Below are 26,831 nucleotides of genomic sequence, written 5' to 3' on the forward strand. Positions count from 1 at the left end.
GAATGAAACCTCTTTCTATGGAAATCACCCGATCATTGATATCTAACACACGAATGAGCTTTACAAGCAAACAATATTGAGCTTTTTAAGCAAATCTAAAAAAGATCTATTCTTTAGATTTGTTGAAAATTAATTCAAATGAAAATTAGTAAAAGCAGAAGGAAGTACAGCATAGTACTAGGTTGTTTTTTCTTGGGTTTACTTTCAATGACAAGTCTATATATGATGCATCCTAAATTTGGTAAACGTCCGTCTGGAGAGCGTTTAGAACGAATAAAAGAATCGAAAAACTATCGCAACGGCAAGTTTTATAACCTTAGTGATACTCCTCAACTAACACAACCATTAACGACCGCTTTATACGATTACCTATTTGGCAAGTCAAAACAGCGTAAACCTGACAAAAAAGTTGCTTCTATAGCTGTTGATTGGCAGGTTTTTGATGTAGAGCAACCACAATTAATTTGGTTTGGACACTCTTCTTACTTATTAACCCTGGAGGGAAAAGTAATACTCGTCGATCCTGTATTGAGTGGTAGTGCATCTCCAATTCCAGGAGGAACGAAGTCTTTTGATGGAACTGATATTGTTAAAGTTGAAGATCTTCCTCCAATTGATTTTTTGTTTATCACCCACGATCACTATGATCATATGGATTATAAAACGCTAAAAGCATTGCAACCCAAGGTGAAAACTGTTGTTTGTGGTTTAGGGGTAGGTGAGCATTTAGAATATTGGGGGTATACCCAACAACAACTCATCGAAAGAGATTGGTGGGATGCGATTGACTTGAATCATGGGTTTGAAGTGATTTTAACTCCTGCACGCCATTTTTCTGGACGAAGTGTTTTTTCAGCAAATACACTGTGGACTTCCTTTGTTCTCAAAAGTCCGAGTAAAACAATTTTTATTGGTGGAGATAGTGGGTATGATTCTCATTTTAAGGAAATTGGAGATAAATTTGGTCCTTTTGATCTCGCTATATTAGAAAATGGGCAGTATGACAAAAGTTGGAAATATATTCACATGATGCCTGAAGAAGTGATACAGGCAACTAAAGACTTACGTGCTCAAGTGCTGTTCCCTGTGCATTCTGCTAAATTTGTTTTAGCCAATCACGCTTGGGATGAGCCTTTAAATGCAATTTCTACTTGGAGCTTGCAAGAAAATATTTCCTTGATTACCCCGATGATAGGAGAAAAGATTAACTTAGATTCCATGCATACACAACCCACTTTTTGGTGGAAAAAGTAAGAGTTATGGAAGAATCTGTCGATTTGTTTGGAATACATCTTGCCTGTTATACAAAGAGTAAGAAATCAGGTGAACAACTAATAAAAGAACATGGAGTTTCTTATATCATTTCTGGTGAATTAGAAGCTTTTGACGGTAAAACTAAGTATTTTTATCGCAAAGGAGACCTGATTGTTTTTCGTAAAAACTCGCTCATTCGATTTGTAAAGTATCCCCATAAAGAAGAAGCTTTTCAGGCCATTTCTGTAGTGTTAGATGAATCTACTTTACAGGATTTCGCTGTTCAGACTGACTTGAAGCCAATCCGAAAGATAAATTCAAACCTCTTGCGTTTAGAACCTGATGTTCTGTTGACCTCTTATTTTGAAACACTTAGGAATTGGTTTACGTATAAAGTTAACAACGAGGCTTTAATTGAACTGAAAAAGAAAGAACTGCTATATTTATTGCTTCAGCACAATGAAAATATAGGTTCGATTTTGTTTCACTTTAGTCAACCTGGTAAAATAGAGTTAGCCAGTTTTATGAATACACATTTTCGATTTAATATTCCCTTAGCAGAGTTTGCTTTTTTGACGGGAAGAAGTCTTGCAACTTTTAAGCGAGATTTTGAGAAAGTTTTTGCTAGTTCTCCAAGCAAATGGTTACTTACAAAGCGCTTAGATGAAGCTTATTATTTATTGAGTCAAAAAAAAATGAAGGTAAAAGAGGTCTATTTGGAGGTGGGGTTTGAAACGCTTTCTCACTTTTCTCATGCGTTTAAACAAAAGTTTGGAGTAAATCCCTCGACAATCCAAAAATAACATGCTCCTGTTATAGCAGAAGGTTTAGGAGCAAATCATAGTAAGGTACGAAAAAAAAATACACAAATACCTGTTAATAATCAGCTTTTTATACTTTTAATTAAGGGAACTTTATACTAGAAAATAAAACGCTATGAAACAAAGAGTGCCCATTTCACAAATTATGACTAAGGTATTAATTGCTGTACCAACCACAAAAAAAATCAGTGAAGTCAATCAACTATTTAATGATTATAAAATAAGGCATATTCCCGTGGTTGAAGGAGAACAATTAGTTGGAATTATCTCTAGTAATGATATTTTGAAAATTGGATATAGTACAGCAGAAATGGATGCAGAGGCAATTAATGCGATCTATGATGCCTATAAGTTGGAAGATATTATGACTGCTAATCCCGTTGTAGTGAACGACGATATAACAATTAAAGAAGTAGCCGAATTATTAGTTGAACAACAATTTCACTCTTTGCCAGTGGTTGACAAAAACAACAGCTTGGTGGGAATTGTTACAACAACAGATCTCATTAATTACTTAATTGCTCAGTATTAATGATACATGAGATTTGCTTTTTAACCTTCTATTTTCTAAAAATAGAAGGTTTTTTGTTTATTGTAAGACTTTTATCATCGCTGATTTTAATTCATGGCTACATGAATATCGGAAAAAAGGAAGGCGAATATTTTCACTGCATTACAAAAAATCGAAAAAACAAAGCCTTATCTTTGCAGTTAACCCAAGTTAATTGAGAATGGATTCTTTTGTAGCCTTAGATTTTGAGACCGCCAATCAGCATAGAAGTAGTGTTTGCAGCGTAGGATTAGTTTTTGTAGAGAATAGACAAATTGTAGATAAATACTATGAATTAATTAAACCTACACCTAATTTTTACAGCTATTGGAATACAAAAGTACACGGGTTGACACAAAGTGATACAGCCCAAGCAGAGGAATTTCCGACGATATGGGACTATCTGGTTGATCGCATCAAAGATTTGCCTTTGGTAGCGCATAATAGTGCGTTTGATCAAAGCTGTTTGAAAGCGGTTTTGGCTAGTTATAATTTGCCTCTTCATCAAAATCCGTTTTACTGTACATTTCGCAAATCAAAAAGTGTATTTCCAACGTTACCCAACCACAAGTTAGATACCGTATCTTCTTATTTGGGATTTCAACTCGATAATCACCATCATGCTTTAGCTGATGCAGAGGCCTGTGCACATATTGCCTTACACGTATTTCAAGACTAATTTATCCAATGAAAATGAGCAATAGGCAGAAAACAGGCTATTTTATTGTTGGAGATATACATGGCTGTTACTATACGTTTTGTCAATTATTAGAGCAATGGGATAGGGAAAAAGAGATTTTAATTCTAGTGGGAGATCTGATTGACCGCGGAAATTACAGTGCTCGTGTTTTGCGCCTGTGTATGGAATTAACAGAGGCAAACGAATGCGTCGTGGTTTTAAAGGGAAATCACGAAGCAGAACTTATTCAATACGTTGTTGAAGGAAGCAATGATAATTGGACAAGCCAAGGAGGCAATTTAACGCTCGTTGATTTTGAAGCTCATCAGTTGCACCCACAAATGTATATTTCATGGTTACAAGCCTTGCCTTTAAAGTATGAAACTTCTAAGATCATCGTTACCCACGGCGGAGTAACCGCTACTGCTGATCCCTTCTTAGAAGAGCACGAGGATAGTGTGCTGTGGAATAGAAAACCAGTGGTAAATATTGGCAAACTTCAGGTTCACGGTCATACACCCTTACACCAAATGCAAGCGCAGTATACCCCTTGTTCAAATTCATGGAATATTGATACGGGGGCATACTATGGCTATGGTTTAACAGCATTGCGTATCGATAGTGAAACGTTTACTCAAACGCCCATTACAGTAGAAACGAATCCAAAAGATCGTCGCTTAGAGGTTAGGTAGGTAGAGTAAAACGGTTGTACCTTTTCCTATATCCGATTTGATTTTTAATTGTGCACCAATAAGTTGTGCTCTTTCTTTCATATTTTCTAAACCTATTCCCCGATGAGCACTGTATTTGATTCCTTTACCATTGTCTTCAATGCTCAGTACAATCGTATCGTCTTCTAAAGCAATTTTTAATTGACATAGCGATGCCTGTGCGTGCTTGTTTACATTTTGAAAAGCCTCTTGAATGATTTGATAAATATTGACTTTTTGCACGGTACTTAAATGTTCTAGGCACAAATTAGGTGTTTGAACAAGAGTAAACTTCGTTTTGTTTTTGTTGGATTGTTTCTGAACTAATTCCGTCACTAAATTTTCAAACGACTTGTTTTGGAAGATACTTTGTTGCGAAAAGGCGTGCGAGATATCGCGAACTTTATTTTCCAACTGTACTAATTCATCTACAAGCATGCTTTTGAGGTTATTATCGGCAATTTGCAAGAGCTGTGTATTGAAACGCAAGGTAAAAATACTGTTGATGATTCCATCGTGTAAATCTTTTGCAATTCGATTTCGCTCCTTTAAAATTGTTACGTTTTCTATGGTATTATTTTCAATTAACAGATTCATAATCTGTTCATTTTTTGATTTTTCACTGTTGCTGTGTTCCAGGTCTTTGTTTTTATTTCTCAATCGAATAAAAACCAAAAGAAAAATCAAAGTACCAATGACGATGAATGCTCCAATATAGACAAAGTAAATGCGCTGTTTTAGCGTATCGTTTTCCTGTTCAAGAACTAGGGTGTTGTATTCAATTTTAGCAAAACTCTCTAAGGTTTCTTTTTGGACGGTTTCAAGAAATCGATTTACCGTAATGAGTTCTTGCACAAGTTGTGCCGTGTGTGCATCTTTGTGATCAGTCAGTAGTCGTTCTAGAATTTCTCTTTTGTAGCTGTAAAAATTGTGTTTTTCCGCAAGATCGTAGGCATTTTCTAACCATTCCAAGGCTAATTGCTTATGTCCTTGCTCAAGATAGACGGTTGATATAACCATCGAAATATCAATGGCGTAAAAGTAGTGATTGAGCTCTGTATAGATGTGATAAGATTCGACCAAGCGCTCAATGGTTTTGTTATCTTTTTTTTGTTCGTATAGAGCTAGGTAGTATGTACGGTTTAAATGGGCATATACTTGAACAAAATGGGGAGATTTGGCATAATATTCTAATCCAATTAAAGCATATCTTTCTGCTTCTTCATAATTTTCTAAATCGTGGTAATTCATCCCTATATTTCCCAATAAGTTAGCCATAGCTATGTTGTAGGTATCGTAGGGTAAAACTTTGTATTTTCCCTCGTCTTTTTTAAGGGATTGATAGATTTCGAGTAGTATATTTAAAGCAGCTGTATGTTCATCGTAATGGGTTAAATAAAACGCTTTAAGTTGATTAGCTTCAATAAAAATAGGATTGTCGAGGTTGTTGGAAAGTAATTTTAGCGCTTGATACAATTTTACTTCAGATTCTTTATCCAAACCCGCCTCATAGAGTAAGCGAGCTTGGTAATATCTGTTTTCAGCTAACGCTAAACTGTCATTTGCTTTTTTATACAGTTGTTCTGCCTTTAAATAGTAATGATAGACACTATCTAGTTGTTGATTGTCGTGATAAAAAACGGCCTTTTTTTCAAAAATCTGCGCCAATCGGCTTTGGTCGTGTTGCTTTTTTGCATCTCGTGTAGCGATGTCTGTTAAGGCAAAAAACTCTTTTTCGCGACCTGTGTAACGCAAATAGTTGAGAATACTATCGATATAGACCTGATTTGATTCTGTATTTGAGAGCTGCTGAATCTTGATGACATCTGCTTCATACTTCTTAAAAAGAATGTCTTTTTCTTCTGGTGTTCGTTTGATGGCATATAAATTTCCAAGATCTGTTTGATGTGGGCTCTGCTTGTATTGGCAACTAGTCAAACAAAGAGGAAGAAGAAGTAAAAAAAATACGTTAAAAAAGGGGGTTTGGGTTAAACGCATGTATGTGTGTGTTAGTTGTTGTTGTTGTTGTTGTTGTTGTTGTTGTTGTTGTTGTTGTTTTAGGAGTTAAGCTTTAGGTAGTTGGATCATAACCGCTGTATATTCACCTAGTTTGGAAGCAATTGTTAAATGTCCCTGGTGGATATTGATGATTTTAAAAGCGAGAGATAATCCTAAGCCTGTCCCTTGAATTGGGAAAGCATTCGATGAACGATAGAAGGGAAGTGTTAACTTCTCAATATCTTCTGCTTTGATTCCAATACCGTAATCTTTAACCTCAATGTCAATAGTTGTTGGCGTACTGGTTAACGTCAAATCAATGGTCTGATTAAATGAAAATTTATCAGCATTTAAAATAATATTGGATACCGCAAGACTAAGGAGTTGTTGATTGCCTTTGAGGTGTAATTTGTGCAGCTCTTCTGTTGTTTGAACGACAAAGTTTAGCTTTAAATTTGGGTGATGTAACATTAAATTGTCAATAGTTTGCCACCAAAAAGTTTCAAAATCTAATGGAGATAAATCATAGTTTACTTGATCTAATTTGGCTAGTGTCAGTAGATTGTTGATGATTTGATCCGTGTAAATTGTATCCTGAATAATAGCTTGAAGGGCTTGTTGATAGGCTTCTGCTGTTCGCTCTTGAGTTAAGGTAATTTCTGCTGTTCCCAACACGGCAGCAATTGGTGTTTTCAACTCATGAGAGGCATGAGCTACAAAGGCTTTTTGACTTTCAAAAGATTCGTGTAAGCGTTCAAACAAAACGTTGATAGCCTCACTTAGCGATCGAATTTCATCTCTAGACATTTCAGCTGTAGAAAAGGGTTCGGCTAAAGTGTCTACATTTCGCGTTTGTACGTGTTGAATGATTTTTTTAATAGGATGTAGAAAAGATTCTGCAAACAAACGAGATAAGATAAAAGTAATTAACAACGCAATCAATAAGCTAATCAACATAATAGATCGCAATTGTTTCAGTGCGTCTAATCCTGTTTGATCTATCGCCTTTGCCATAACAATATAATCTCCAGAATTGTCTTTATACAAAATTCCAAAAATGTATTCATCTCCATGCTTAAACCATACGCTATTTTGATCAACAACGGCCTGAAGAATATCTTTATCCCATTTCAAATCACCTTCAGCAATAAAGATGGGGTTGAAATTTAGGGTGTAAATACGGATTTGCTCCTTGGGTAGGGTACGAGGAAACTTACGTAGAACTTCTTGAAACTCAGCATATGTAAAGTTGTCTTCTGCCAAGTAATTATGCCCAACAATATAGGCGCGATCTTCTAATTGCTTGAAAAAATTCTTTTGCCAATGATCGGCAACTACAAAATAAATCGCAACTAATACAATAGATAGCAAGATGGTAAATAAACCTAAAAATTGGAGGGATAGTCGAGTTCTAATTTTCATTAAAAAGTCTTTTGAGCGTCTATCTCTTTGTTGAATAAACAGGTCTAAAGTAAGGATTAATCCTTAAAAAACAACTGTTTTGTAGTTGTTTCTCCTAATTTGCTCTGTCAGACATAGAATGCTTTTTAAATTTTATACTCGCTAAAGGCTCACATGGGAAAATAAAAAAAGCCAAAGAAAATTGCTTTTCCTTGGCTTTTGTATGAAGTGAATTATTTCTTATTTTTTGATGCGTACTTCTTGTGCTTCGTATTCATCTTGACCAGCAGTATAGATTTTGAATTTTACTTCAAATTCTTCTGGAACGTAAATTACAATTGGCATTCTACCATTGTAACGTGTAGTTTCAGGTTGACTAGATACGAATAAGTTTCTCTTTGGAGCATCTGGACATGCCATTTGTGTTGAGAAAACATCTCCTTTTGATTGGAATACGTAGTAGTCATATCCCCAACCTTGTAAATCTTTTTTCTCTAGTTTCCCCATCAAACCGAAACTGTTACAACCATCAACTTCCATCATTTTACCAATTGTAAACTCGATTTTTTTGTTGTCATCTTGTTTGGAGTGAGGAACCTCAATTACCATTTGTTTGTATCCTTTTTCTGGTTTAGGGAAAATAGATACGTCTACTTTTTGTGCCATACTAGCTGTAGTTAAACTTAAAAAAACACCTAAAAATCCGATTAATTTGTTCATATATTTTTTTTATTAAGAATTAGTGTGACAAAGTTAGAAATAAAATCGCGTATGGTTAAGTATTTAATAAAACATTATCGTTTGGTTAAAGGGTTTTAACGAAGGAGTCTGATGGCTTATCCGAAAAGTAGACCGTAAAATAATGGCGATCAATTTCATGATGGTAAACAATCATCCAATGATGTAATTTACAAATTTCTTTTACAATAGACAAGCCCAATCCTGTACCATTTTTTTCTTCAGTAGCTCGGTTAAATCGCAAGAATACATTTTCTCCGTCAAGGGCAATTGTTCCTGAATTTGACAGTTGAAAACCAGTATTGTTTAGTTCCAAGTGAATAGAACCTCCTGGTTGACAGTATTTAATTGCATTGGAAAACAAATTGCTAAATAGCGATTCAATAAGCGTATAACTGCCGTTTACATGAATGATATCCTCTATTTGTTGAGACATGTGAAGGTTATTTTCTAGGGCTAATTCTTCGAAAAAGTGCCATTGTGAGCGTACAATTTCTGATAAGTTGAGGTGTTCAACCTGTTGAAATTGGTTGTTTTCGATTTTGGCGAGTAAAAGCAAATTTTTGTTTAGCCTATTAAAACGTGAAGAAACATTGTAAAGTGATTGAACAATGTGCATCTGTTTTTGGGTTAAATCTGTATCCTGTAAAAGTAAATCCAATTGCGATCGAAATACCGCCAAAGGGGTTTGCAATTCATGAGATGCGTTATCAATAAAAACGCGTTGTTGCCTGTATACGTTGAGATTGTTTTCTATAAGGTGCTGAAGATTGTCGTTCAAACGTTGGAATTCAAGTGTTTTCGTTGGTTTAAAAACAGGTATGTTTCCCTTTTCTAAGTTGTAGTTTTCAATTTGATTTAAGGTGTGATAAAAAGGAGACCACAATTTTTTAGCTAGGAGTTTCTGAATTAAAACAAGAGATATAAAAAATATCAATACAAGTAAACCATACTCGTAAATTAGCGTATTGAGCAAGTCTCCTGGTTCAACCATAGCAATACGAGAGAGCAATAAAAACGGATGATCTTCAATGGAAATTGGCGTATAGAGTGTGCGATATCCGACTTCATATCCCTCCGCAGGATTAAAAAAAGAAATCAACTGAGGTTTATTTATCACCGTTGATTCATCGTAGGGCAAAATCATTAGATCATAGTTGTAAGCATTCCAAGTAGCTAAGTCAGTGATGCGGAGATGCGCTAAGTGGTTTTGTTTAAAATTCGTGGTACGATATTCAATCAACTCATCCAAATCTTCGGCATAGCAGTATTCCATGACCCAATAGAATAGGGGAGCACACCCAATTAATAAAAGTGCGGTGTACAAAACAAAATAACGTTGATAGGTAAAGAGTAAGCTTTTCATTCTTCGATCCATTGATAACCAGTTCCATAAATTGTTTTAATACTGCCTTTGCATTGATGATCCTGAAGTTTAGCTTTTAAATTTTTTATATGTGCATAGACAAAATTCTGATTGTCTAACATATCAGCCATATCTCCAGAAAGGTGTTCTGCGATTGCATTTTTTGAAATTACGCGTTTCTTATTACCAATGAGAAATAGAAGTAGGGCGTATTCAGATTTAGTTAATAGCACCGATTCGCCATTAACCGTAACTTGTTTACTCAACAGATTAATCGTTATGTTACTAGAGGTTAACTCATTGGTTGTTGTTGCCAATCGCCTTCTTAATTGGGCGTGAATACGAATGCTTAATTCTGGTAAAGCGAAAGGTTTGGCTAAATAGTCATCTGCACCTAATTCAAGGCCTAATATTTTGTCTTCTAGTGCATTACGTGCAGAGATAATTAGAATAGAACTATCTAAATGTAATTTTTTGATTTCTTCTAACAAAAGAAGCCCATCGCCACCCGGTAATCCCAAATCCAGCAAGATGCAATCATACGTGTACAATTTGAGTTTTTCTATTGCTTCTTGAAAAGTAAAAGCTTGTTCGCATAGGTAGTTGGATTCTAAAAATAGAACGATGTTTTGCGATAGTTCGCGCTCATCTTCAATCAGTAATAGCTTCATAAGTAATGAATTTGAACCAAAAGTAGTCGATAAATTTAAAGAAATTTTGAATTTGTGCCAGTTAGCATAAAATAATTTTTAGAGTAAAAATTTTATAAAATTCAAATTTTCTACAAAATGAATGTTTCCTTTTGTCTTTAAATTCTATCGAATAGAACGAATTAATTATACTGCTAATTTTAAAAGTACATCTCGTATGAATAGCGAAAAAGCCTTAGGAATTTCACCCATTATCTCTTGTTTTTCTGTATTGAGACACACCGTTAAACGTTTAGTTGGACTTGCCGTTATCTTCGGTTTTTTACTGCGCCTAGTTTTGGCTTTTCAAGTAAGAGAAGATCTCAATCTACTTTATTTTTTTAAACTAAGTCTATTAGGTGCAGTCAATGACAGTGCATTAACCCTAATTGCCTGTTTATTGCTTGTATTACAGTTGGTTGGGGTTTCACAAGCTAAGTATAAAAAACCTTGGGGATACCTTATTTTTGGTGTATATGTGGTGCTACTTCTTTATGTATTGTGCTTTAATACGATATTTCATGAATACGGTAACGTAGTACCCACTATAGCTCAAAGTTTTTTTCTATTTAAAACATTGAGTTTCGGCTTGCGTCTTTTTATTCCCAAGATTCGTTCTACATGGAGCTATATCGTGTATGTATCTATTCTTTTTATTTATATCGTTATACTCCTTCAATTTGTAGTACTAGGAGAGTATTTGTTTTGGGATGAGTTTGGTGTACGCTATAATTTTATTGCTGTTGATTATTTGATTTATACCAATGAAGTAGTTGGAAATATTGCCGAATCTTATCCCATTAAAACAATTCTTGTGAGTGTTTTCGTAGGCGCTTCGCTGTTAACCTATTGGATGCTGAGAGGTGTTCGACCTGCATTTGCACAACCGATGGAGTATAAACAAAAGATTGGAACCTTATTGGGATATGGAATAGTACTAGTGGTTTGCATGGGAATTTTAAACTATACAACGAAATTTCAAACGACTGATAATGTGTATTACAACGAATTACAAGCCAATGGAACGTATAAGTTTTATCAAGCATTTAAGAGCAGTCGTTTAGATTACAATGATTTTTATGCCAAGTTAGAAGAGAAAGAGGCTCAAGCTATTGTGAATGCAATGTACAAGAGCACAGGCTTAGATAATGTTCAACATATCGTTGATACGGTACCTGCTATTCAAAAGAATATTGTGTTGATTACAGTGGAGAGTTTAAGCGCCTCTTTTATGGAGCGCTATGGTAATACCGATCAAATTACGCCTCATCTAGATCAACTAGCGAAGGAAAGTTTGGTTTTTGACAATCTTTTTGCCGTAGGAAATCGCACGGTAAGAGGATTGGAGGCAGTGACTTTATCTCGTCCGCCGAGTGCAGGGGAAAGTTTGGTTAAACAAGAAAACAACGCTGACTTATTTTCGATGGGCAAAGTGTTGAAAAACAAAGGATATCAAGTACAATATCTGTATGGAGGAGATAGTTATTTCGACAATATGAAAACGTTTTTTGGTGGTAATCACTACGATATTATCGATAAAAGTACTTTGGATAAAAATGAAATCACCTTTAGTAATATTTGGGGGGTATGCGATGAAGATATGTTTGCGAAGGCTTTACGTGTTTTTGATGCAAATAGCCAAAAAGGACACCCTTTTTTTAGCCATATTATGACAGTTAGCAATCACAGACCTTATACGTATCCAGATGGCAAAATTAATATTAGTAGTCAAGAACAATCTAGAGATGGTGGAGTGAAATACACCGATTATGCTATCGGTAAATTCATCGAACAAGCGAAAACAAAACCGTGGTTTAAAAATACTGTTTTCGTAATTATTGCTGATCACTGTGCTTCCAGTGCAGGAAAAGCGAGCTTACCTTTAGAGCGCTACCACATTCCAGCGATGATTTACGCACCTGGATTTATCGCACCGAAGGAAGAAAAACGCCTGATTTCCCAAATTGATGTCATGCCAACTTTATTGGGATTATTGCACTTTACTTATGATTCTCATTTCTATGGCCAAGATATTTACAACAAACCATACAGCGAACGTGCCTTTGTTGCTACCTATCAGAATTTAGGATATTTGGAACAAGGTATATTGACTATATTATCACCAAACCAAAAGATAGAACAGTTTAAAGTAACACCTAAAAAAGATGGAGCGTATCGCATGGAAAAACAAACGAAACTCGATGATTATTTAGTGAAAAGAGCAATCGCCAATTATCAGGTCGCTAATTGTGATAAGTAGAAAGTAGAAAGTAGAGAGAAGAAAGAGGAAAGAGGAAATCGTAACGCAGTTAAGATTCATCGAACACAAAAACCAATATAGAATCCGTGAGATAAAGAGGAAAGAGGAAATCGTAACGCAGTTAAGATTCATCGAACACAAAAACCAATATAGAATCCGTGAGATAAAGAGGAAAGAGGAAAGAGGAAAGAGGAAAGAGGAAATCGTAACGCAGTTAAGATTCATCGAACACAAAAACCAATATAAACTCAGCGAGATAAAGAAGAAAGAAGAAATCGAAACGCAGTGGATTCAACACCAAACACCAAACACCAAACACCAAACAACGCACAACGCACAACGCACAACAAATATCTCACCATCTCACCACCTCACCATCTCACCATCTCATCGCCTCACCATCTCACCATCTCACCACCCACTTCTATCTTCTCTCTATTAACTAATATAATTCCATATACTCGTATTTTGATTCAAGCGATGTAGTTTTTCTTTAATCTTGCTGTTATTGGGGTTTTCTAGGGTTGGATCCTCTTTGAGCAGTTGGATTGCTTGATGTCTGGCGTAGTGTAAGATTTCTTGATCTTGTACGATATCTGCAATTTTAAGTGGAAGTGTACCACTTTGTTGTGTACCCATAATATTACCAGGACCGCGAAGTTTTAGGTCTACCTCTGATATTTCAAATCCATCATTGGTTCGACACATCGTTTCCATTCGGATTTTGCTGTCGTTACTCAATTTATCACCTGTCATGAGAATACAGAAGCTCTGTTCAGCGCCTCGTCCTACACGACCTCTCAACTGGTGTAATTGTGATAAACCAAAACGTTCAGCACTTTCAATAATCATCACAGAAGCATTGGGTACATTAACACCAACTTCGATGACCGTTGTAGCAACCATAATATTGGTTTCACCTTTGGCAAAGCGATCCATTTCTTTGTCTTTCTCGGCGGGAGTCATTTGTCCATGTACAATACTAACGCTGTATTGAGGTAGGGGGAAATCTCTTGAAATCCCTTCATAACCTTCCATTAAGTTTTTGTAATCGAGGGTTTCGCTTTCTTCAATGAGCGGATAAACAATATAGACCTGTCTGCCTTTGGCAATTTCTTGTTTAATGAAATGCCAAACCGCCAGGCGTTTACCTTCAAAGTAATGCATGGTTTGGATGGGCTTACGCCCGGGAGGTAATTCGTCAATAACCGAAATATCGAGATCGCCGTATAAGCTCATCGCTAGGGTACGGGGAATTGGCGTAGCCGTCATTACGAGGATGTGTGGCGGAATGGTATTTTTCTTCCATAGTTTAGCGCGTTGTTCCACACCAAAACGATGTTGCTCATCAATAATCGCTAACCCTAAGTTTTTGAATATTACCTTGTCTTCAAATAGCGCATGCGTTCCGATGAGAATCTGCAAACTACCTTCCTCCAAGGTTTGGTGAATAACCCTTCTTTCTGCTGTTTTAGTTGATCCCGTCAGTAATTTAACCTCAATACCTAAAGGAGCAGCTAACTCTGAAATACCAATAAAGTGTTGGGTAGCCAAGATTTCAGTAGGAGCAACAATACACGCCTGAAAACCATTGTCTAAAGCAAATAATGTACTGATAAACGCTACGATGGTTTTACCCGAACCCACATCTCCTTGTAACAGGCGGTTCATTTGAGCCGGAGCCCCCACATCATTGCGTATTTCTTTGATTACTCTTTTTTGCGCATTGGTTAGCGGAAAGGGAAGGTGATCGTTGTAAAAGCGATTGAAATAATCTCCTACCTGTGTAAAGGGAAAACCTTGAATTTTGCCTTTTCGCGCAATGTTTTTGATGAGCAGTTGCATCTGAATGTAAAACAACTCTTCAAACTTTAGTCGAAATTGCGCTTTGTTTAATTCCGTTGGATTTTTGGGAAAGTGAATGTTCACCATTGCCTGATTCATTGGCATGAGTCCCAATTTGGTACGCAATTCATCTGGAAGTGAATCACGGAACAACGGATAGGTTTCTTGTACCAGTTGATGCATGAGTTTATTCATGGCCTTATTGGTAATACGAGCGCCTAATTTTTCTGTAGATGGATAGACGGCTTGCATGGTTGACGCCAAGTTATTCTGGTGTTCTTCAACCGTTTCCATTTCAGGATGAGGCATAGAGTACACATAGTTAAAGTGATTCAACTTGCCAAAAATAACGTAAGGGGTGTTGAGTTTTAGATTTTCTTTGATCCATTTAAAACCCTGAAACCACACAATCTCCAATTGGCCTGTACCATCGGTAAAGGTGGCAACTAAGCGTTTTCCTCTTTTTTGTTCTACCGTTTTGAGGTGGATAATTTTCCCCACCAATTGAACTTCCGCTAATGTTGTCGTTAGCTCATTAATCTTGTAATAGCGCGTGCGATCGATATATCGATTGGGATAAAGATGCAACAAATCACTGTACTTAAAAATGCCTAGTTCTTTTTTGAGCAGGTCACCACGTTGAGGACCAACTCCTTTCAAGTATTCAATAGGGGTATCAAGTAAGTTATTGTACATGCTAAATCTAAATCTAATTAAAAAACCTAAGATAAGGGTTTTTGATGGAATGAACCTTGTTCTTTTGAGAGAAACCTTCGCAATATTTAGCTGCTATTTTGGGTTTTGATTAAGTTTTTATTTACTTATATTTAACAAAAAAATATATATACACCTCATATGAAAGTGATTCCCTTACTTGTAGTCTTATTGTTGTTGACGTCTTGTGCAACAATATTCAATAAAGATGATCAGAAGATCTACTTTTATACGGCTACCAATAAAGAGTCTTTAGAGGTAAAAGATTCGATATATTCTTTACCTGCAAAGATGAGGGTGATCCGGTCCAAGGACGATTTGAAAGTAACGTTGATCAACGACACATTGACCAAAGAATTCACGGTATTATCTGAAACAGATCCCGTATATACGATTGGGAATGCCTTCACGCTTTTGGGGTATTTGGTCGATGCGAATAGCGATCGACGCTACATGTATAGAGACAGAATTTACTTGAGTTTCCTCAACGAAAGTCAAACTGTAGGTTCGGCAGCTGCCGTGTATGATAACAAACAAAGAATAGAACGTGAACAAAATCCAGAACGCAGTTTGAACAACGCAAAAGGAGATCTTTTCTTGTATTTGACCTATTCGCCATTGAACTATTTGGCGTTTGATATGCCAAAATATGATTCTACTAGGGACAATTTTGGTACGTGGTTGATGGATATTGGAGCCACCTATTACTATGCAGATAAGCGTTTCATTCAGGTTGGAGTAGGGATGAAATCTAGTGCACATCTTGTTCCTGTGGAATATCATGCGATTTTGATTTCGAGCAGTTTACAAGTTTTAAATTTCCACGAGGTCAACCGTTTGAATCTAGGGTATGGATTGTTTGTGAGTGATCAATTTTATCGCGAGGAAGAAGCCCCAGAAAATCCTCGTGATCGCAATATTATTCATAGGGATAGTCAAACTGCGATGGGAATTTCCTTGGCTGCGCATTTTAAAGTTTCCAATACTTTTTCGGTAGGATTAGGTTATCAAAGCAATGTATATCGTTTGAGTAGTCCGAGTAAATTCAACAACGGACATGTAGTGAGTGTTGAATTAACGCAGCGCATTCGATTGAGTAAGAAAAAGTCGACCTTTAAATAAGAACAGATTTTTAATAAGATAACGAAATACATGAGCAAAAACGGTTAAAATGTCGTATTTTAGAAGAGGACTTAACGTAGGTTAAGTGCTGAGGTAGAAAAAGAGAAGTATCTTTACCTTACAAAAAATGAACGTTTAAAACCAAGCTTATTATGTCAAATGTAGATTTAGTTATTGAAGAAAGAGCGGCGAGTATTGGTAATTTTCTAGTGGGAAGATTACTGCCTTTTCGTCAAAAAAGAACCGTTGGCCCTTTTGCCTTTATTGATCATATGGGACCTGCTACTGTGAAAGAGCACGATAATTTAGATGTAGATCCTCACCCGCATATTGGTTTATCAACCTTGACGTATTTATTTGAAGGATCTATCATGCATAGGGATAGCTTGGGTAGTCATGTTGAAATTACTCCAGGGGCGGTCAACTGGATGACGGCAGGACGCGGTGTGGTCCATTCAGAACGCATGCCCGTAAATATCCGTCAAGAAAAACCCGATACCGTTTTACACGGTTTACAGATTTGGATAGCTTTACCTAAAGAATTAGAAGAAGTAGAACCTTCTTTTGTTCACATCGAAGCAGAAGCCTTGCCAAGTTGGACGGAAAATGGGGTTGAATATAAACTAATTGCTGGAAAAGCCTTAGGACACGAATCTCCCGTACCCGTTCACAGTCCTCTTTATTACATTGAGATCAAGAGCAAAGAAGCAGCCAAAATTAATATCGGTGCCGGTTTATTTGGAGAAGCTGCCATGTATATCCTCGAAGGAGAGGTAAAAAGCGGAGCACACACTTATGGAAATAAAAATATCCTAATCTCTAATGATAGTACCTTATGTGAGTTTGAAATGGCTCCACATACAACCGTGTATATTTTTGGGGGTGATGCTTTACCTGAAGAACGTTATATCCTTTGGAATTTCGTATCGCACGATGTAGAACGCTTGGAAAAAGCCAAACAAGATTGGATTGATCAAAATTATGAGGCGTTTCCTCTTATCGAAGGCGATGACAAGAGTTATGTTCCTTTTCCGGAAGGGATGAAAAATTTCAGAAATAAAACAAACGAAAAATAAAAGCGTATTACTATGGAAGTAAAAGTAACAGCCACTTTAGGCAACACCTTATATCAAACCGAAGTCAACACAGGTACACACCGTATTATAAGTGATGAACCTGCCGATTTAGGAGGTGGAGATACAGGGATGAATCCTTTTGAATTGCTGGCTTCTGCTTTGGCAACTTGTACAGCAGCTACGTTGCGCATGTACATGAATCGAAAACAATGGCAAGCGGATCAGATTATTGTTTGGGTAGAAATGATTGAAGATAAACCAAACAATGTGACGAATTTTAAGCGTGAAATTCAGTTTACAGGTGATTCACTCGATGAAGAGCAGAAAAAACGTTTGCTACTTATCGCAGAAAAATGCCCTGTTCACAAGGTAATAACTGGAAATGTAGCTATAGCAACAACCATAAATAACTAAAAGAGATGGAAATTAAACACGAACAAAGCGAAAGCAAAGGCGTTTTTTCCGCCTGGATAGACGGAAAAAAAGCGGGTGAAATGACCTATAGCGTAGCAGGAACGGCTATGATTATTGTTGATTCTACTCATGTAGATGAAGCTTTTAAAGGACAGGGAATAGGAGTGAAGCTATTAAACAAAGGTGTTGTGCCATTCGCTAAAGAAAAAAAGGTGAAGATCATGCCGTTGTGCCCGTTTGTAAAAGCGCAGTTTGATAGGCATCCAGAATTGGCGCCTATGCGTGCATAAAAAACAGGAAGTACTAGTAATAATTGAAAGAAAAGACTTAGTAGACAAAATAAGGAGGCAAGGCATTCCTTTGTCTGCTAAGTTTTTTTACCTTTGTACCTAAGTTTAACTGCTATAAATATTGCTTTATGAATGAACAAACATCATTTGGTTTACTTTCAACAATAGAAGTCCCTTTCGCTATTCAAGCGATGGGTAGTTGTTGGTCTAAGAAGGGCTTATTGTTAGCAAACTACGTGTTTACAGATGCTGAGGATCCAACATCTTTTGAATTAGTCTATACGCTAGTTGATGAAGAAGGAAATAAAAGAGAATTGGTAGAGTCTGAAGGTGTTTTGCCAACGTTGTTTTTGAATCCATTAGCAACCAATTTCGTTGCCGTAATAGATGACAAAGACGAAAGTGAATCTCGACAAATCTTACCTGTTTTTAAACGCAATATTGGCGAGCAGTTTAACTTTGATAAGGATTTGGCTGGTCGATTTGTAGGCTGTACCAAAGCGTCTACCATTTTTTATGAAGTAGATATTTGGAAAGAAAGCAAACAAGATGTTATGACTTGTCTTACTTTTAACGAAAATGATATCTTAGGTGGGAAGCAAATTACTGTACCCATGCCTAAAGGAAATAAGGTTTGTGTTCAAAATGGAGAAATCCACCTAATTACAGAGGTAGAGTCTGGATGGTTACACCGTCAAATTAATGAAAGTGGACAAGAAGTACGCAGTCGCGTTCTCGAATTTGATTTCCCTTTTGTACATGAAGCACTGTGCCTGTCCTTTGATCAGAAATCCTATTTGTTGTGTGAAGAAAATGGAGAAATTGGACTCGTTGAAATTGACGAAGAAGGAAATTGTCTCTATGGAGAATTATACAACTTAGGTGATGAGTTCTTCGGAACGTGGCACCCACAACACTTAAATGACGAAACGAGCGCGGTTCAATTTACAACCGAACACGGTAATGGTTGGCTTGTTATACGCAACGACCACTTGGTTGAATTAGTGTACAACAAAAATAAAACAGGCTATAAGAATTTACTTTCTGGAGAGGTTTTTACATTAGAAACCAATGATTTAGCTGTTTCGTCTATTAGCCCAATCGCAGCGGATAAAATCGGAATTGTTTTCCATCCGCGAAAATCACGCAAAGAAAAATATCAAAAAGTATATGTATTGCAACATGGGTTGTAATTGGTTATCGGTTAACGGTTGATGGTTGACGGTTGATGGTTGATGGTTGACGACAAACTGAACAACAAACAACAAACAACAAACAGTTTTCTAACTAAGTCTCTACAGATAAAGGATAACCCAAGCAAAAAACGGTACAGTTATAGCGGTACGGTATATAGTTTGTTTTGGATGAGTCCATAGTGAGTCCATGGTGTGTCCATAGTGAGTCCATTAAAATGATGTTTTTAATAGATCCACTATGGACACACCATACAGGTATGTTAGATGTATCCAAAAGAAGAACTATACATAGCCAGTTCCTGTTAGAAATAATTGGTGATCAGTTAAACATTTCTAACTGAGATTTCCCTTTTTTAAACGAAAATCTAACTTCGCGAAAAAGCAATACTCGTAATGTTGGTTGTTGTTCGCAACGTACAACGCACGATTAATAATCAGCTCCCTCATAAAAAACCGTTAACTTTTCTTTTTTTCTTCTCAATTCTTCTACTTTTGGGAGTTAGAGAAAAAAAATAAGGACAAAGTATGAGTTTAAGTTTAGCTACGTGGAATGTAGATCCAGAGATTTTTCGAATTGGTGATTTTGCTGTTCGCTATTATGGTGTGTTTTTCGCCGTTGGAATGATCATCAGTTATCAATTCATGAAGCGAATCTTTGGAAGAGAGCAAGTGGAAATCAAGTATTTGGATAAGCTTTTGATATACATCGCGATAGGTACTGTAGTTGGTGCTCGTTTAGGACACTGCTTGTTTTATGATTTTGCTTATTATTCTCAGCATCCATTAGAGATTATCTTGCCTATAGCTAAAGTAGACGGGAGTTATCACTTCGTGGGCTTTATGGGATTGGCGAGTCACGGTGGAGCTATTGGCGTATTAATTAGTTTGGCTTTGTTTTGCAAGAAGTACAAGGTAAACTTGCTAAAACTGTTAGACCGATTGGTTATTGCAATTCCCATTACAGGAGCTTTTATTCGTTTTGGAAACTTTATGAACTCCGAAATTTACGGTAAACCCACTGATTCTGTGTTCGGCATTGTCTTTTTGAGAGACGACACATTAGCGCGACATCCCACACAATTATATGAAGCTTTTGCTTATTTGGGGGTAACCGTGATACTCTATGTTTTGTATCAAAAGAAATATGGAGGGTATAAAGGGTTGTTATTCGGGCTTTTCTTAGTTCTTATGTTTACGGCTCGTTTTATATTGGAGTACTTTAAGGAGGATCAAGTGGATTTCGAAAAGGGAATGCTCTTCAATATGGGACAGCTTTTGAGTATACCATTTATGGTGGTAGGTCTTGCTCTAGTGATTTGGAGTTTGCGCAAACCAAAAGACAATTCAAATTTAGTGATTGCCAATGTAAATGAAACTGTGGAGGATAAACAATCAACGGAATAGTAATACAAGAAGAAAACCTTTTGACACTTGAGCAAAAGGTTTTTTTTATGGCTTTTACTTAATGTAGGTTAAGCCTTCCATTGCGCTAGATGTTGTAATTTTATAGTGTACTAAAAAACAAGAAGTTATGGAAATAGGAATCAGCATGTTTGGGGATTTGCGTTTGGATCAGCAAACCAACACCTATCAAGCACCCCAACAACGATTAAATGAATTAATTGAGGAAGTTAAATTAATGGATGAGGTAGGACTCGACGTTTTTGGAATTGGTGAGCATCACCGTCCTGACTATGCCGTTTCTACGCCAGAAATTATCTTAGCAGCCGCAGCAAGTGTAACGAAAAATATTAAACTCACCAGTGCTGTAACAGTGTTGAGTTCGAGTGATCCCGTTCGCGTGTATCAATCTTTTTCAACCATTGACTTGTTGTCTAAAGGTAGAGCAGAAATTACGGTTGGACGTGGTAGTTTTATCGAGTCGTTTCCTTTGTTTGGTTATAATTTAGAGGATTATAGCGAATTGTTTACGGAAAAATTAAACTTATTATTGAATATTAACGCAAGTGAAGAACCGTTAACCTGGACAGGAAAGCACCGTGCTTCTTTGCAAGCACAACAAGTATTTCCGCGTGCCGAAAAACCTTTAGATGTTTGGATTGCAGCAGGTGGAACACCTGAATCTGTATTGCGCGCTGCTAAATTGGGATTGCCCTTGGTTTTTGCAATTATTGGGGGAATGCCAGAACAGTACAAGCCTTTCTTTGATTACTATAAGGCAGAGTATCTAGCAGCGGGACATGATCCTAAAGCCATGCAAATTGCCACTCATTCTCACGGATTACTTGGGGTAGATGGAAAGGCCTTGTCTAAAGAGTACTTTGATTTATACAAAGGACAAATGGATCGCATCGGCTCATCTCGAGGATGGCAACCCTATACCTACGAACAATATGAAGGAGGAAGAAGTAGGGATGGAGCCTTGTTTATTGGCGATGTCAATCAAGTTGTCGATAAGATCTTGTACCACCAAGAAATGTTTGGTTTGACACGTTGGTTGATGCACATGGATTTAGGTGCACCAGATCATCAAACCATGATGAAGTCTATTGAATTGTTAGGAACAAAAGTAGCCCCAGCAGTTAAAAAAGCACTTCAACAATAAGAAGAAATCCCCACTGAATAGTTAAATTTGTTTTTTATAAATTTTTGGTTCGAAGAGATTGGAGTCATCCAATCTCTTTTTGTTATTTAAAATACGAAGTAATGGTGTATATAGAAACAGAACGATTGCTGTTCAGGCAATACAAACAAACAGATTTAGTCGACTTTATTCGCTTAAATAGTGATCCAGAAGTAATGCGTTATTTTTTGAACACAAAAACGGCAGTTGAATCGGAGGAGATGATGCGCAAACTACAAGACAATCTAGAAGTAAATGGATATGGAGTCTTTGCAGTAGAAGAGAAGGCCACGCAAAAGTTTATTGGATTTATAGGATTTAATCAATTTGTGTTTGATGTTGACTTTGCGCCGGCAATAGAAGTTCTTTGGCGATTATTGCCTGAATTTTGGAACAAGGGATATGCGACAGAAGGAGCAAAGGCTTGTTTGCAATTTGCGAAAGAAGAGCTGAAGTTAGAACGTGTGTATGCTTTTACGACGCTACCTAATAATCCTTCGGAACAGGTAATGATTAAAAGCGGCATGACTTATGTTAAGAATTTTAATCATCCGTTAGTTCCTCTAGATCATCCCTTGTTGGAACATAAACTCTATGTGAAAGAGTGGAAATAGAAAACATAAAAAAAGAGCACGCTAGGTGCTCTTTTTGTGTATGACATACTAAATTATGCTTTCGTTTTTGAAATTTCTTTTACTAAGATATAACGAATTGAAGGTGCGTCAGCAGGTGGATTTGGAACATCTTCTCTGCGTACTTCTAATTTGTAATTATACCCTTCTTCGTACTCAAATCCCTCAATAGAAGTGTAGAATAACGTCCACTCGCCATCTTCCGTTTCTTTTACTTGTAAACATTTCATCGGTCCAACTCCAGTACAATCTACTTTTTTAGGCCCGATAAACATCGTTACGATATCCTCTGCTTCTTTTGTTTCTGGTGTAGCTGTTTGATCTAGTGTTTCTTCTACACTAACTTCTTCAACAGCTCCTTCTTTTTGTTCTTTTGTGCCTTGACAGCTTGCAAAAGCGAACATACCTACTAAACTAGCAATTAAAAGTGTTTTTTTCATGGATTTAAATTTTGATAGTAAATTTACGCATAATTAAGGAGTAAAGTTACTTTTTTTAGTTAATAATATGGTAAAAGGAGAACGACAAATGAATGATTTTGCGTTTTGTGGTTTTTTGTTCGCTGAATAAACGACAAACTTGTAGTTAGGCAATTAAAAGGTCAACGACTAACCGTCAATTCATAAGTGTCAAAAAGTATTTAACCTACTAAAATATTAGTTTTATTACTTATATTTGCGTCTATTTTAAAACTTAAAAAAACCGTATTAAAATCAAGATAATGAGTTTAGACGAAAAATTTCACGATGAAATGGGAGACAACCACATTGCTTCTAGCGATGCGACTCCATTAAGAAGTGATGCGTTTGATCGCACAGACGAGGAAAAAATTGAGTCAATTAAAAAAGACGTTGAGAATATTTTAAATACGTTGGGGTTAGATCTAACAGATGACAGCTTAAAAGGGACGCCAAATCGCGTGGCTAAGATGTTTGTAAAAGAGATCTTTGGTGGATTAAATCCAGCAAAAAAACCAAGTTCATCAACGTTTGACAACAAGTATAAGTACAATGAAATGCTAGTTGAAAAAAACATCGTTGTTTATTCTACTTGCGAGCACCATTTATTACCTATCGTAGGGCGTGCACACGTAGCTTATATCTCTAATGGAACTGTAGTTGGTTTGTCAAAAATGAACCGTATCGTTGATTTTTATGCTAAACGACCTCAAGTTCAAGAGCGTTTGACTATTCAGATTGTAAATGAATTGAAACGAGTATTAAACACAGAAGATGTTGCTTGTGTTATGGATGCAAAGCACTTATGTGTAAATTCTCGTGGAATTAAAGACATCGAAAGTAGTACTGTTACCGCTGAATTCGGTGGACGTTTCAAAGAAGAAAGTGTAAGAAAAGAATTCTTAGATTATATTAAATTAGACACACAGTTCTAATTTACAACGATTAAATCATTACTATGGCATTATATCAAGAACAACAATTAAAAGTTTACAACTCTCTTTCAGGAGAAAAAGAAGTTTTCGTACCGATTCACACTGGTAAAGTAGGAATGTATGTTTGTGGACCAACGGTTTACAGCTATGTGCATTTGGGGAACTGTAGAACTTTTATCTCTTTTGACTTGGTATTCCGCTATTTGAAACACTTAGGATACCAAGTGCGCTACGTGCGTAATATTACGGATGTTGGACACATGGTTGATGATGCAGATGAGGGAGAGGATAAGATTGCTAAACGCGCGCGTATTGAGCAAATCGAACCAATGGAAATCGTGCAAAAATACACGGTAAACTTCCATAATATCCTTAAACAATTCAACAACTTACCACCGAGTATTGAGCCAACGGCAACGGGACATATCATTGAACAAATTGCCATTATTCAAGGAATTATCGACAATGGTTTTGCTTATGAAGTAAATGGTTCGGTATACTTTGATGTAGAGAAGTACAATACACAACATCACTACGGAATTCTAAGTGGACGTAAAATTGAAGATTTACTGTCGAATACGAGAGATTTAGATGGGCAATCAGATAAACGCAATCCGTTGGATTTTGCTCTTTGGAAAAATGCAGAAGCACAACACATTATGCGTTGGCCTTCTCCTTGGGGAGATGGTTTTCCTGGCTGGCACTTAGAGTGTACAGCTATGAGTACTAAATATTTAGGAAATCACTTTGATATTCACGGTGGAGGAATGGATTTAAAATTCCCACACCACGAATGTGAGATTGCTCAAAATGAAGCTTGTACAGGAAATACGCCTGTAAACTTCTGGATGCACGCCAATATGTTGACGCTAAACGGCAAAAAGATGGCTAAATCAACAGGAAATAATATTTTACCCAATGAACTGTTCTCTGGGGAGAATGCGGTTTTAAGTAAAGCATTTGCTCCTGCAGTGGTTCGCTTCTTTATGCTTCAAGCACACTATAGAAGTGTGTTGGATTTCTCTGATGAAGCGATTTTAGCTTCTGAACGTGGATTTAATCGCTTAATGGAAGCGGTAAAACACATGGGAGAATTGCCTGTTTCTGCTGAATCAACAGTGGATATCCAGGATTGGAAGCAACAGTGTTATGATGCAATGAATGACGACTTCAACAGTCCGATTTTAATTTCTCATCTATTCGAAGGAGTACGCCTTGTTAACGTGATTAAAGAAGGACAAGAAAAAATCAGTGCTGCTGATTTAGCTTTGTTTATCTCGTTAATGCACGCATTTGTATTTGATGTATTAGGATTAGAGTCGACGAATATGATGGCTGCAAACAACGACAAGCTAGAAGGTGTTGTTAGCATGTTAATTCAAATGCGAAATGAGGCTAGAGCCAATAAAGATTTTGCTATGTCAGACCACATTCGCGATGAACTAGCACAATTGGGTATCCAATTAAAAGACGGAAAAGAAGGAACATCCTTTTCTTTATAAAATGTATAAAAGCTATAGGATTTCTCTTATAGCTTTTTTTATTAATTTCATGACCTATGTTGCGAAAAATACTCATTGCTCCTTTTATCTTACTGGTGCGTTTTTATCAAGGTGGTATATCTCCTTTCTTTCCGCCGACCTGTCGTTACACGCCAACCTGTTCGCATTATACGATTGAGGCGCTACAAAAACACGGACTATTGAAAGGGGGATGGCTTGCTATTAAGCGAATCTTAAGCTGTGGTCCTTGGGGAGGAAAAGGATACGATCCCGTACCTTAGTACTTTTTTACCGTAAATTGTTAAATAATTTTTCTATTTTTACGTATTCACTAAAGCGGAATACCGCACTAATAATATAACAAATTCGATTAGTATGATTTGGAATCCTTCGGAAGGTTTTGATTTAGGTTTTATGCAATTGCGCTATTACAGCTTGATGTTTGTCGTAGCCTTTGGTTTAGGTTGGTTCGTTATGAAAAAAATATACGACCGCGAAGGATTGAGTGTAGAAAAACTGGATAAGCTATTTATATATACGGTATTAGCAACCTTGATTGGCGCGCGCTTAGGGCATGTCTTTTTTTATGATTGGGATTATTTCAAAAATCACTTACTCGAAATTATTTTACCTATTCGCTTTTCGCCAAAATTTGAAATTGTTGGATTCAGCGGTTTAGCGAGTCACGGTGCGGCAATCGGTATTATCGTAACGATGTATTACTACAGTAAAAATATCATTCAAAAGCCCATTTTGTGGATTTTAGACCGCGTTGTTATTCCCGTTACTTTAGGAGGGATCTTCGTTCGTTTAGGAAATTTCTTCAACTCTGAAATTGTTGGGCATGAAACAACAAGTGCATTGGGAATTCGCTTTATTCGCGATAAATTTTCACCGCGTGAAGCGATGGAGATTACAGGGATGAATGATCACAATGCTGCATATGATGCAATTCAACACAATCCGCAATTTGCACAAGCATTAGCGGAGGTATTGCCAAAGCATCCAACGCAATTGTATGAAGCTTTTGGGTATGTATTTGTATTCCTAATCTTGTATTTTATGTATTGGAAAACTGATGCTCGTAAGTATGGAGGATATATCTTCGGTGTGTTCTTGGTATTGTTGTGGATGGTGCGTTTCATTGTAGAGTTTGTAAAGGGAAGCCAAGGTGGATTTGAAGAAACATTGGGACTTTTGTCAACAGGGCAGTGGTTGAGTATTCCATTTATCATCGCAGGGGTTTACTTGTGGGCAACGGCAAAAAAGAGAGTTTACGCGTAATTATTCAACGCAAACAGATAGTAAATAGCACTTCTTACCTAGAGAAGTGCTATTTTTTTTAGGTTGTAATTCGGTTGTTCTAAAACACTTACATTTTTAAGTGGGAAAAAGCGTAAAATTTATTGACTTATTATTTGTCAAAGTCCCTAAATACACTATATTTGCACTCGCAATACAGAAGTAAAACAGACTACTGGAGAAATGGCAGAGTGGTCGATTGCGGCAGTCTTGAAAACTGTTGACTGTAACAGGTCCGGGGGTTCGAATCCCTCTTTCTCCGCAATAAACACTGATACTTAATCAGTTAAAGCAT

25 protein-coding genes and 1 tRNA gene are annotated in these 26,831 nt (G+C 36.7%); 19 read left to right on the forward strand and 7 right to left on the reverse strand.

Annotated elements, in window-relative coordinates; translation table 11 throughout:
* Window positions 1–138 precede the first annotated feature (138 nt).
* The 5 genes from H4K33_RS13470 (at window position 139) to H4K33_RS13490 (ending at window position 3,996) form a co-directional block, all read left to right on the forward strand.
* A complete protein-coding gene (locus H4K33_RS13470; RefSeq protein WP_182649850.1) occupies window positions 139–1,254 on the forward strand; it encodes an MBL fold metallo-hydrolase in 1,116 nt (371 codons plus the stop codon).
* Between the two features lie 5 nt (window positions 1,255–1,259).
* Complete coding sequence (locus H4K33_RS13475) at window positions 1,260–2,057, forward strand: AraC family transcriptional regulator (RefSeq protein ID WP_182649852.1); 798 nt, start codon at window positions 1,260–1,262, stop codon at window positions 2,055–2,057.
* A 133-nt stretch (window positions 2,058–2,190) separates the two neighbouring features.
* On the forward strand, window positions 2,191–2,607 hold the full coding sequence (locus H4K33_RS13480; RefSeq protein WP_182649854.1) for a CBS domain-containing protein: 417 nt from the start codon (window positions 2,191–2,193) through the stop codon (window positions 2,605–2,607).
* A 199-nt stretch (window positions 2,608–2,806) separates the two neighbouring features.
* On the forward strand, window positions 2,807–3,304 hold the full coding sequence (locus tag H4K33_RS13485) for a 3'-5' exonuclease (protein WP_182649856.1): 498 nt from the start codon (window positions 2,807–2,809) through the stop codon (window positions 3,302–3,304).
* Window positions 3,305–3,312: 8 nt separating this feature from the next.
* Window positions 3,313–3,996, forward strand: a complete 684-nt coding sequence (locus tag H4K33_RS13490; RefSeq protein ID WP_255493731.1) for a metallophosphoesterase family protein — start codon at window positions 3,313–3,315, stop codon at window positions 3,994–3,996.
* Here the strand turns inward: H4K33_RS13490 and H4K33_RS13495 are convergent.
* The 5 genes from H4K33_RS13495 to H4K33_RS13515 form a co-directional block, all read right to left on the reverse strand.
* On the reverse strand, window positions 3,982–6,012 hold the full coding sequence (locus H4K33_RS13495; RefSeq protein ID WP_182649861.1) for a sensor histidine kinase: 2,031 nt from the start codon (window positions 6,010–6,012) through the stop codon (window positions 3,982–3,984). The two genes, H4K33_RS13490 and H4K33_RS13495, sit on opposite strands and share 15 nt — an antisense overlap.
* 66 nt (window positions 6,013–6,078) lie before the next feature.
* Window positions 6,079–7,434 (reverse strand): cell wall metabolism sensor histidine kinase WalK, encoded by a 1,356-nt coding sequence (locus H4K33_RS13500; RefSeq protein WP_182649863.1) that lies wholly within the window; start codon window positions 7,432–7,434, stop codon window positions 6,079–6,081.
* 219 nt (window positions 7,435–7,653) lie between these two features.
* Window positions 7,654–8,133, reverse strand: coding sequence for an ecotin (locus H4K33_RS13505; RefSeq protein ID WP_182649865.1), 480 nt, complete (start codon window positions 8,131–8,133; stop codon window positions 7,654–7,656).
* 85 nt (window positions 8,134–8,218) lie between these two features.
* A complete protein-coding gene (locus H4K33_RS13510) occupies window positions 8,219–9,517 on the reverse strand; it encodes a HAMP domain-containing sensor histidine kinase (protein WP_182649867.1) in 1,299 nt (432 codons plus the stop codon).
* Window positions 9,514–10,188 carry a response regulator transcription factor gene (locus H4K33_RS13515; RefSeq protein ID WP_182649869.1) on the reverse strand — a complete coding sequence of 225 codons (675 nt, stop codon included), beginning with the start codon at window positions 10,186–10,188 and terminating at the stop codon, window positions 9,514–9,516. Before H4K33_RS13515 ends, H4K33_RS13510 begins: the two co-directional genes overlap by 4 nt.
* 196 nt (window positions 10,189–10,384) lie before the next feature.
* Between H4K33_RS13515 and H4K33_RS13520 the strand changes: the two genes are divergently transcribed.
* A complete protein-coding gene (locus H4K33_RS13520) occupies window positions 10,385–12,466 on the forward strand; it encodes an LTA synthase family protein (RefSeq protein WP_182649871.1) in 2,082 nt (693 codons plus the stop codon).
* Window positions 12,467–12,904: 438 nt separating this feature from the next.
* Here the strand turns inward: H4K33_RS13520 and recG are convergent, their stop codons facing one another.
* Window positions 12,905–15,007: an ATP-dependent DNA helicase RecG gene (gene recG / locus H4K33_RS13525; protein WP_182649873.1), complete on the reverse strand. Its 2,103-nt coding sequence runs from the start codon at window positions 15,005–15,007 to the stop codon at window positions 12,905–12,907.
* 159 nt (window positions 15,008–15,166) lie between these two features.
* On the opposite strand from recG, the gene H4K33_RS13530 reads away from it, so the two are divergent.
* The 8 genes from H4K33_RS13530 to H4K33_RS13565 all read left to right on the forward strand — a co-directional run bounded on the left by H4K33_RS13530 (window position 15,167) and on the right by H4K33_RS13565 (window position 22,321).
* Window positions 15,167–16,147, forward strand: a complete 981-nt coding sequence (locus tag H4K33_RS13530) for a hypothetical protein (RefSeq protein ID WP_182649875.1) — start codon at window positions 15,167–15,169, stop codon at window positions 16,145–16,147.
* A gap of 152 nt (window positions 16,148–16,299) precedes the next feature.
* Window positions 16,300–17,223 carry a pirin family protein gene (locus H4K33_RS13535; protein WP_182649877.1) on the forward strand — a complete coding sequence of 308 codons (924 nt, stop codon included), beginning with the start codon at window positions 16,300–16,302 and terminating at the stop codon, window positions 17,221–17,223.
* Between the two features lie 12 nt (window positions 17,224–17,235).
* Entirely contained in the window at window positions 17,236–17,637 is a 402-nt protein-coding gene (locus H4K33_RS13540; protein ID WP_182649879.1) for an OsmC family protein, read from the forward strand.
* A 5-nt stretch (window positions 17,638–17,642) separates the two neighbouring features.
* Window positions 17,643–17,927: a GNAT family N-acetyltransferase gene (locus tag H4K33_RS13545; protein WP_182649882.1), complete on the forward strand. Its 285-nt coding sequence runs from the start codon at window positions 17,643–17,645 to the stop codon at window positions 17,925–17,927.
* Between the two features lie 128 nt (window positions 17,928–18,055).
* Window positions 18,056–19,120 (forward strand): hypothetical protein, encoded by a 1,065-nt coding sequence (locus H4K33_RS13550; protein ID WP_182649884.1) that lies wholly within the window; start codon window positions 18,056–18,058, stop codon window positions 19,118–19,120.
* A gap of 528 nt (window positions 19,121–19,648) precedes the next feature.
* Entirely contained in the window at window positions 19,649–20,527 is an 879-nt protein-coding gene (gene lgt / locus H4K33_RS13555; protein ID WP_182649886.1) for a prolipoprotein diacylglyceryl transferase, read from the forward strand.
* A 127-nt stretch (window positions 20,528–20,654) separates the two neighbouring features.
* Window positions 20,655–21,689: an LLM class flavin-dependent oxidoreductase gene (locus tag H4K33_RS13560; RefSeq protein ID WP_182649888.1), complete on the forward strand. Its 1,035-nt coding sequence runs from the start codon at window positions 20,655–20,657 to the stop codon at window positions 21,687–21,689.
* A 101-nt stretch (window positions 21,690–21,790) separates the two neighbouring features.
* A complete protein-coding gene (locus tag H4K33_RS13565) occupies window positions 21,791–22,321 on the forward strand; it encodes a GNAT family N-acetyltransferase (RefSeq protein ID WP_182649890.1) in 531 nt (176 codons plus the stop codon).
* A 53-nt stretch (window positions 22,322–22,374) separates the two neighbouring features.
* On the opposite strand, the gene H4K33_RS13570 is transcribed toward H4K33_RS13565, so the two are convergent.
* Window positions 22,375–22,779, reverse strand: coding sequence for a DUF4377 domain-containing protein (locus tag H4K33_RS13570; protein WP_182649892.1), 405 nt, complete (start codon window positions 22,777–22,779; stop codon window positions 22,375–22,377).
* A 281-nt stretch (window positions 22,780–23,060) separates the two neighbouring features.
* Here H4K33_RS13570 and folE point away from each other — a divergent pair, with 281 nt between their 5' ends.
* The 5 genes from folE (at window position 23,061) to H4K33_RS13595 (ending at window position 26,798) form a co-directional block, all read left to right on the forward strand.
* Window positions 23,061–23,732, forward strand: coding sequence for a GTP cyclohydrolase I FolE (folE, locus tag H4K33_RS13575; RefSeq protein ID WP_182649894.1), 672 nt, complete (start codon window positions 23,061–23,063; stop codon window positions 23,730–23,732).
* Between the two features lie 23 nt (window positions 23,733–23,755).
* Window positions 23,756–25,234, forward strand: a complete 1,479-nt coding sequence (gene cysS / locus H4K33_RS13580) for a cysteine--tRNA ligase (protein ID WP_182649896.1) — start codon at window positions 23,756–23,758, stop codon at window positions 25,232–25,234.
* 56 nt (window positions 25,235–25,290) lie between these two features.
* Window positions 25,291–25,515, forward strand: coding sequence for a membrane protein insertion efficiency factor YidD (gene yidD / locus H4K33_RS13585; RefSeq protein ID WP_182649898.1), 225 nt, complete (start codon window positions 25,291–25,293; stop codon window positions 25,513–25,515).
* 94 nt (window positions 25,516–25,609) lie between these two features.
* Window positions 25,610–26,518: a prolipoprotein diacylglyceryl transferase gene (lgt, locus tag H4K33_RS13590; RefSeq protein ID WP_220485330.1), complete on the forward strand. Its 909-nt coding sequence runs from the start codon at window positions 25,610–25,612 to the stop codon at window positions 26,516–26,518.
* A gap of 195 nt (window positions 26,519–26,713) precedes the next feature.
* Window positions 26,714–26,798: transfer RNA gene (locus H4K33_RS13595), tRNA-Ser, on the forward strand.
* Window positions 26,799–26,831: the final 33 nt, after the last annotated feature.

The sequence above is a fragment of the Myroides sp. WP-1 genome, assembly GCF_014145635.1.
GTDB lineage: Bacteria > Bacteroidota > Bacteroidia > Flavobacteriales > Flavobacteriaceae > Flavobacterium.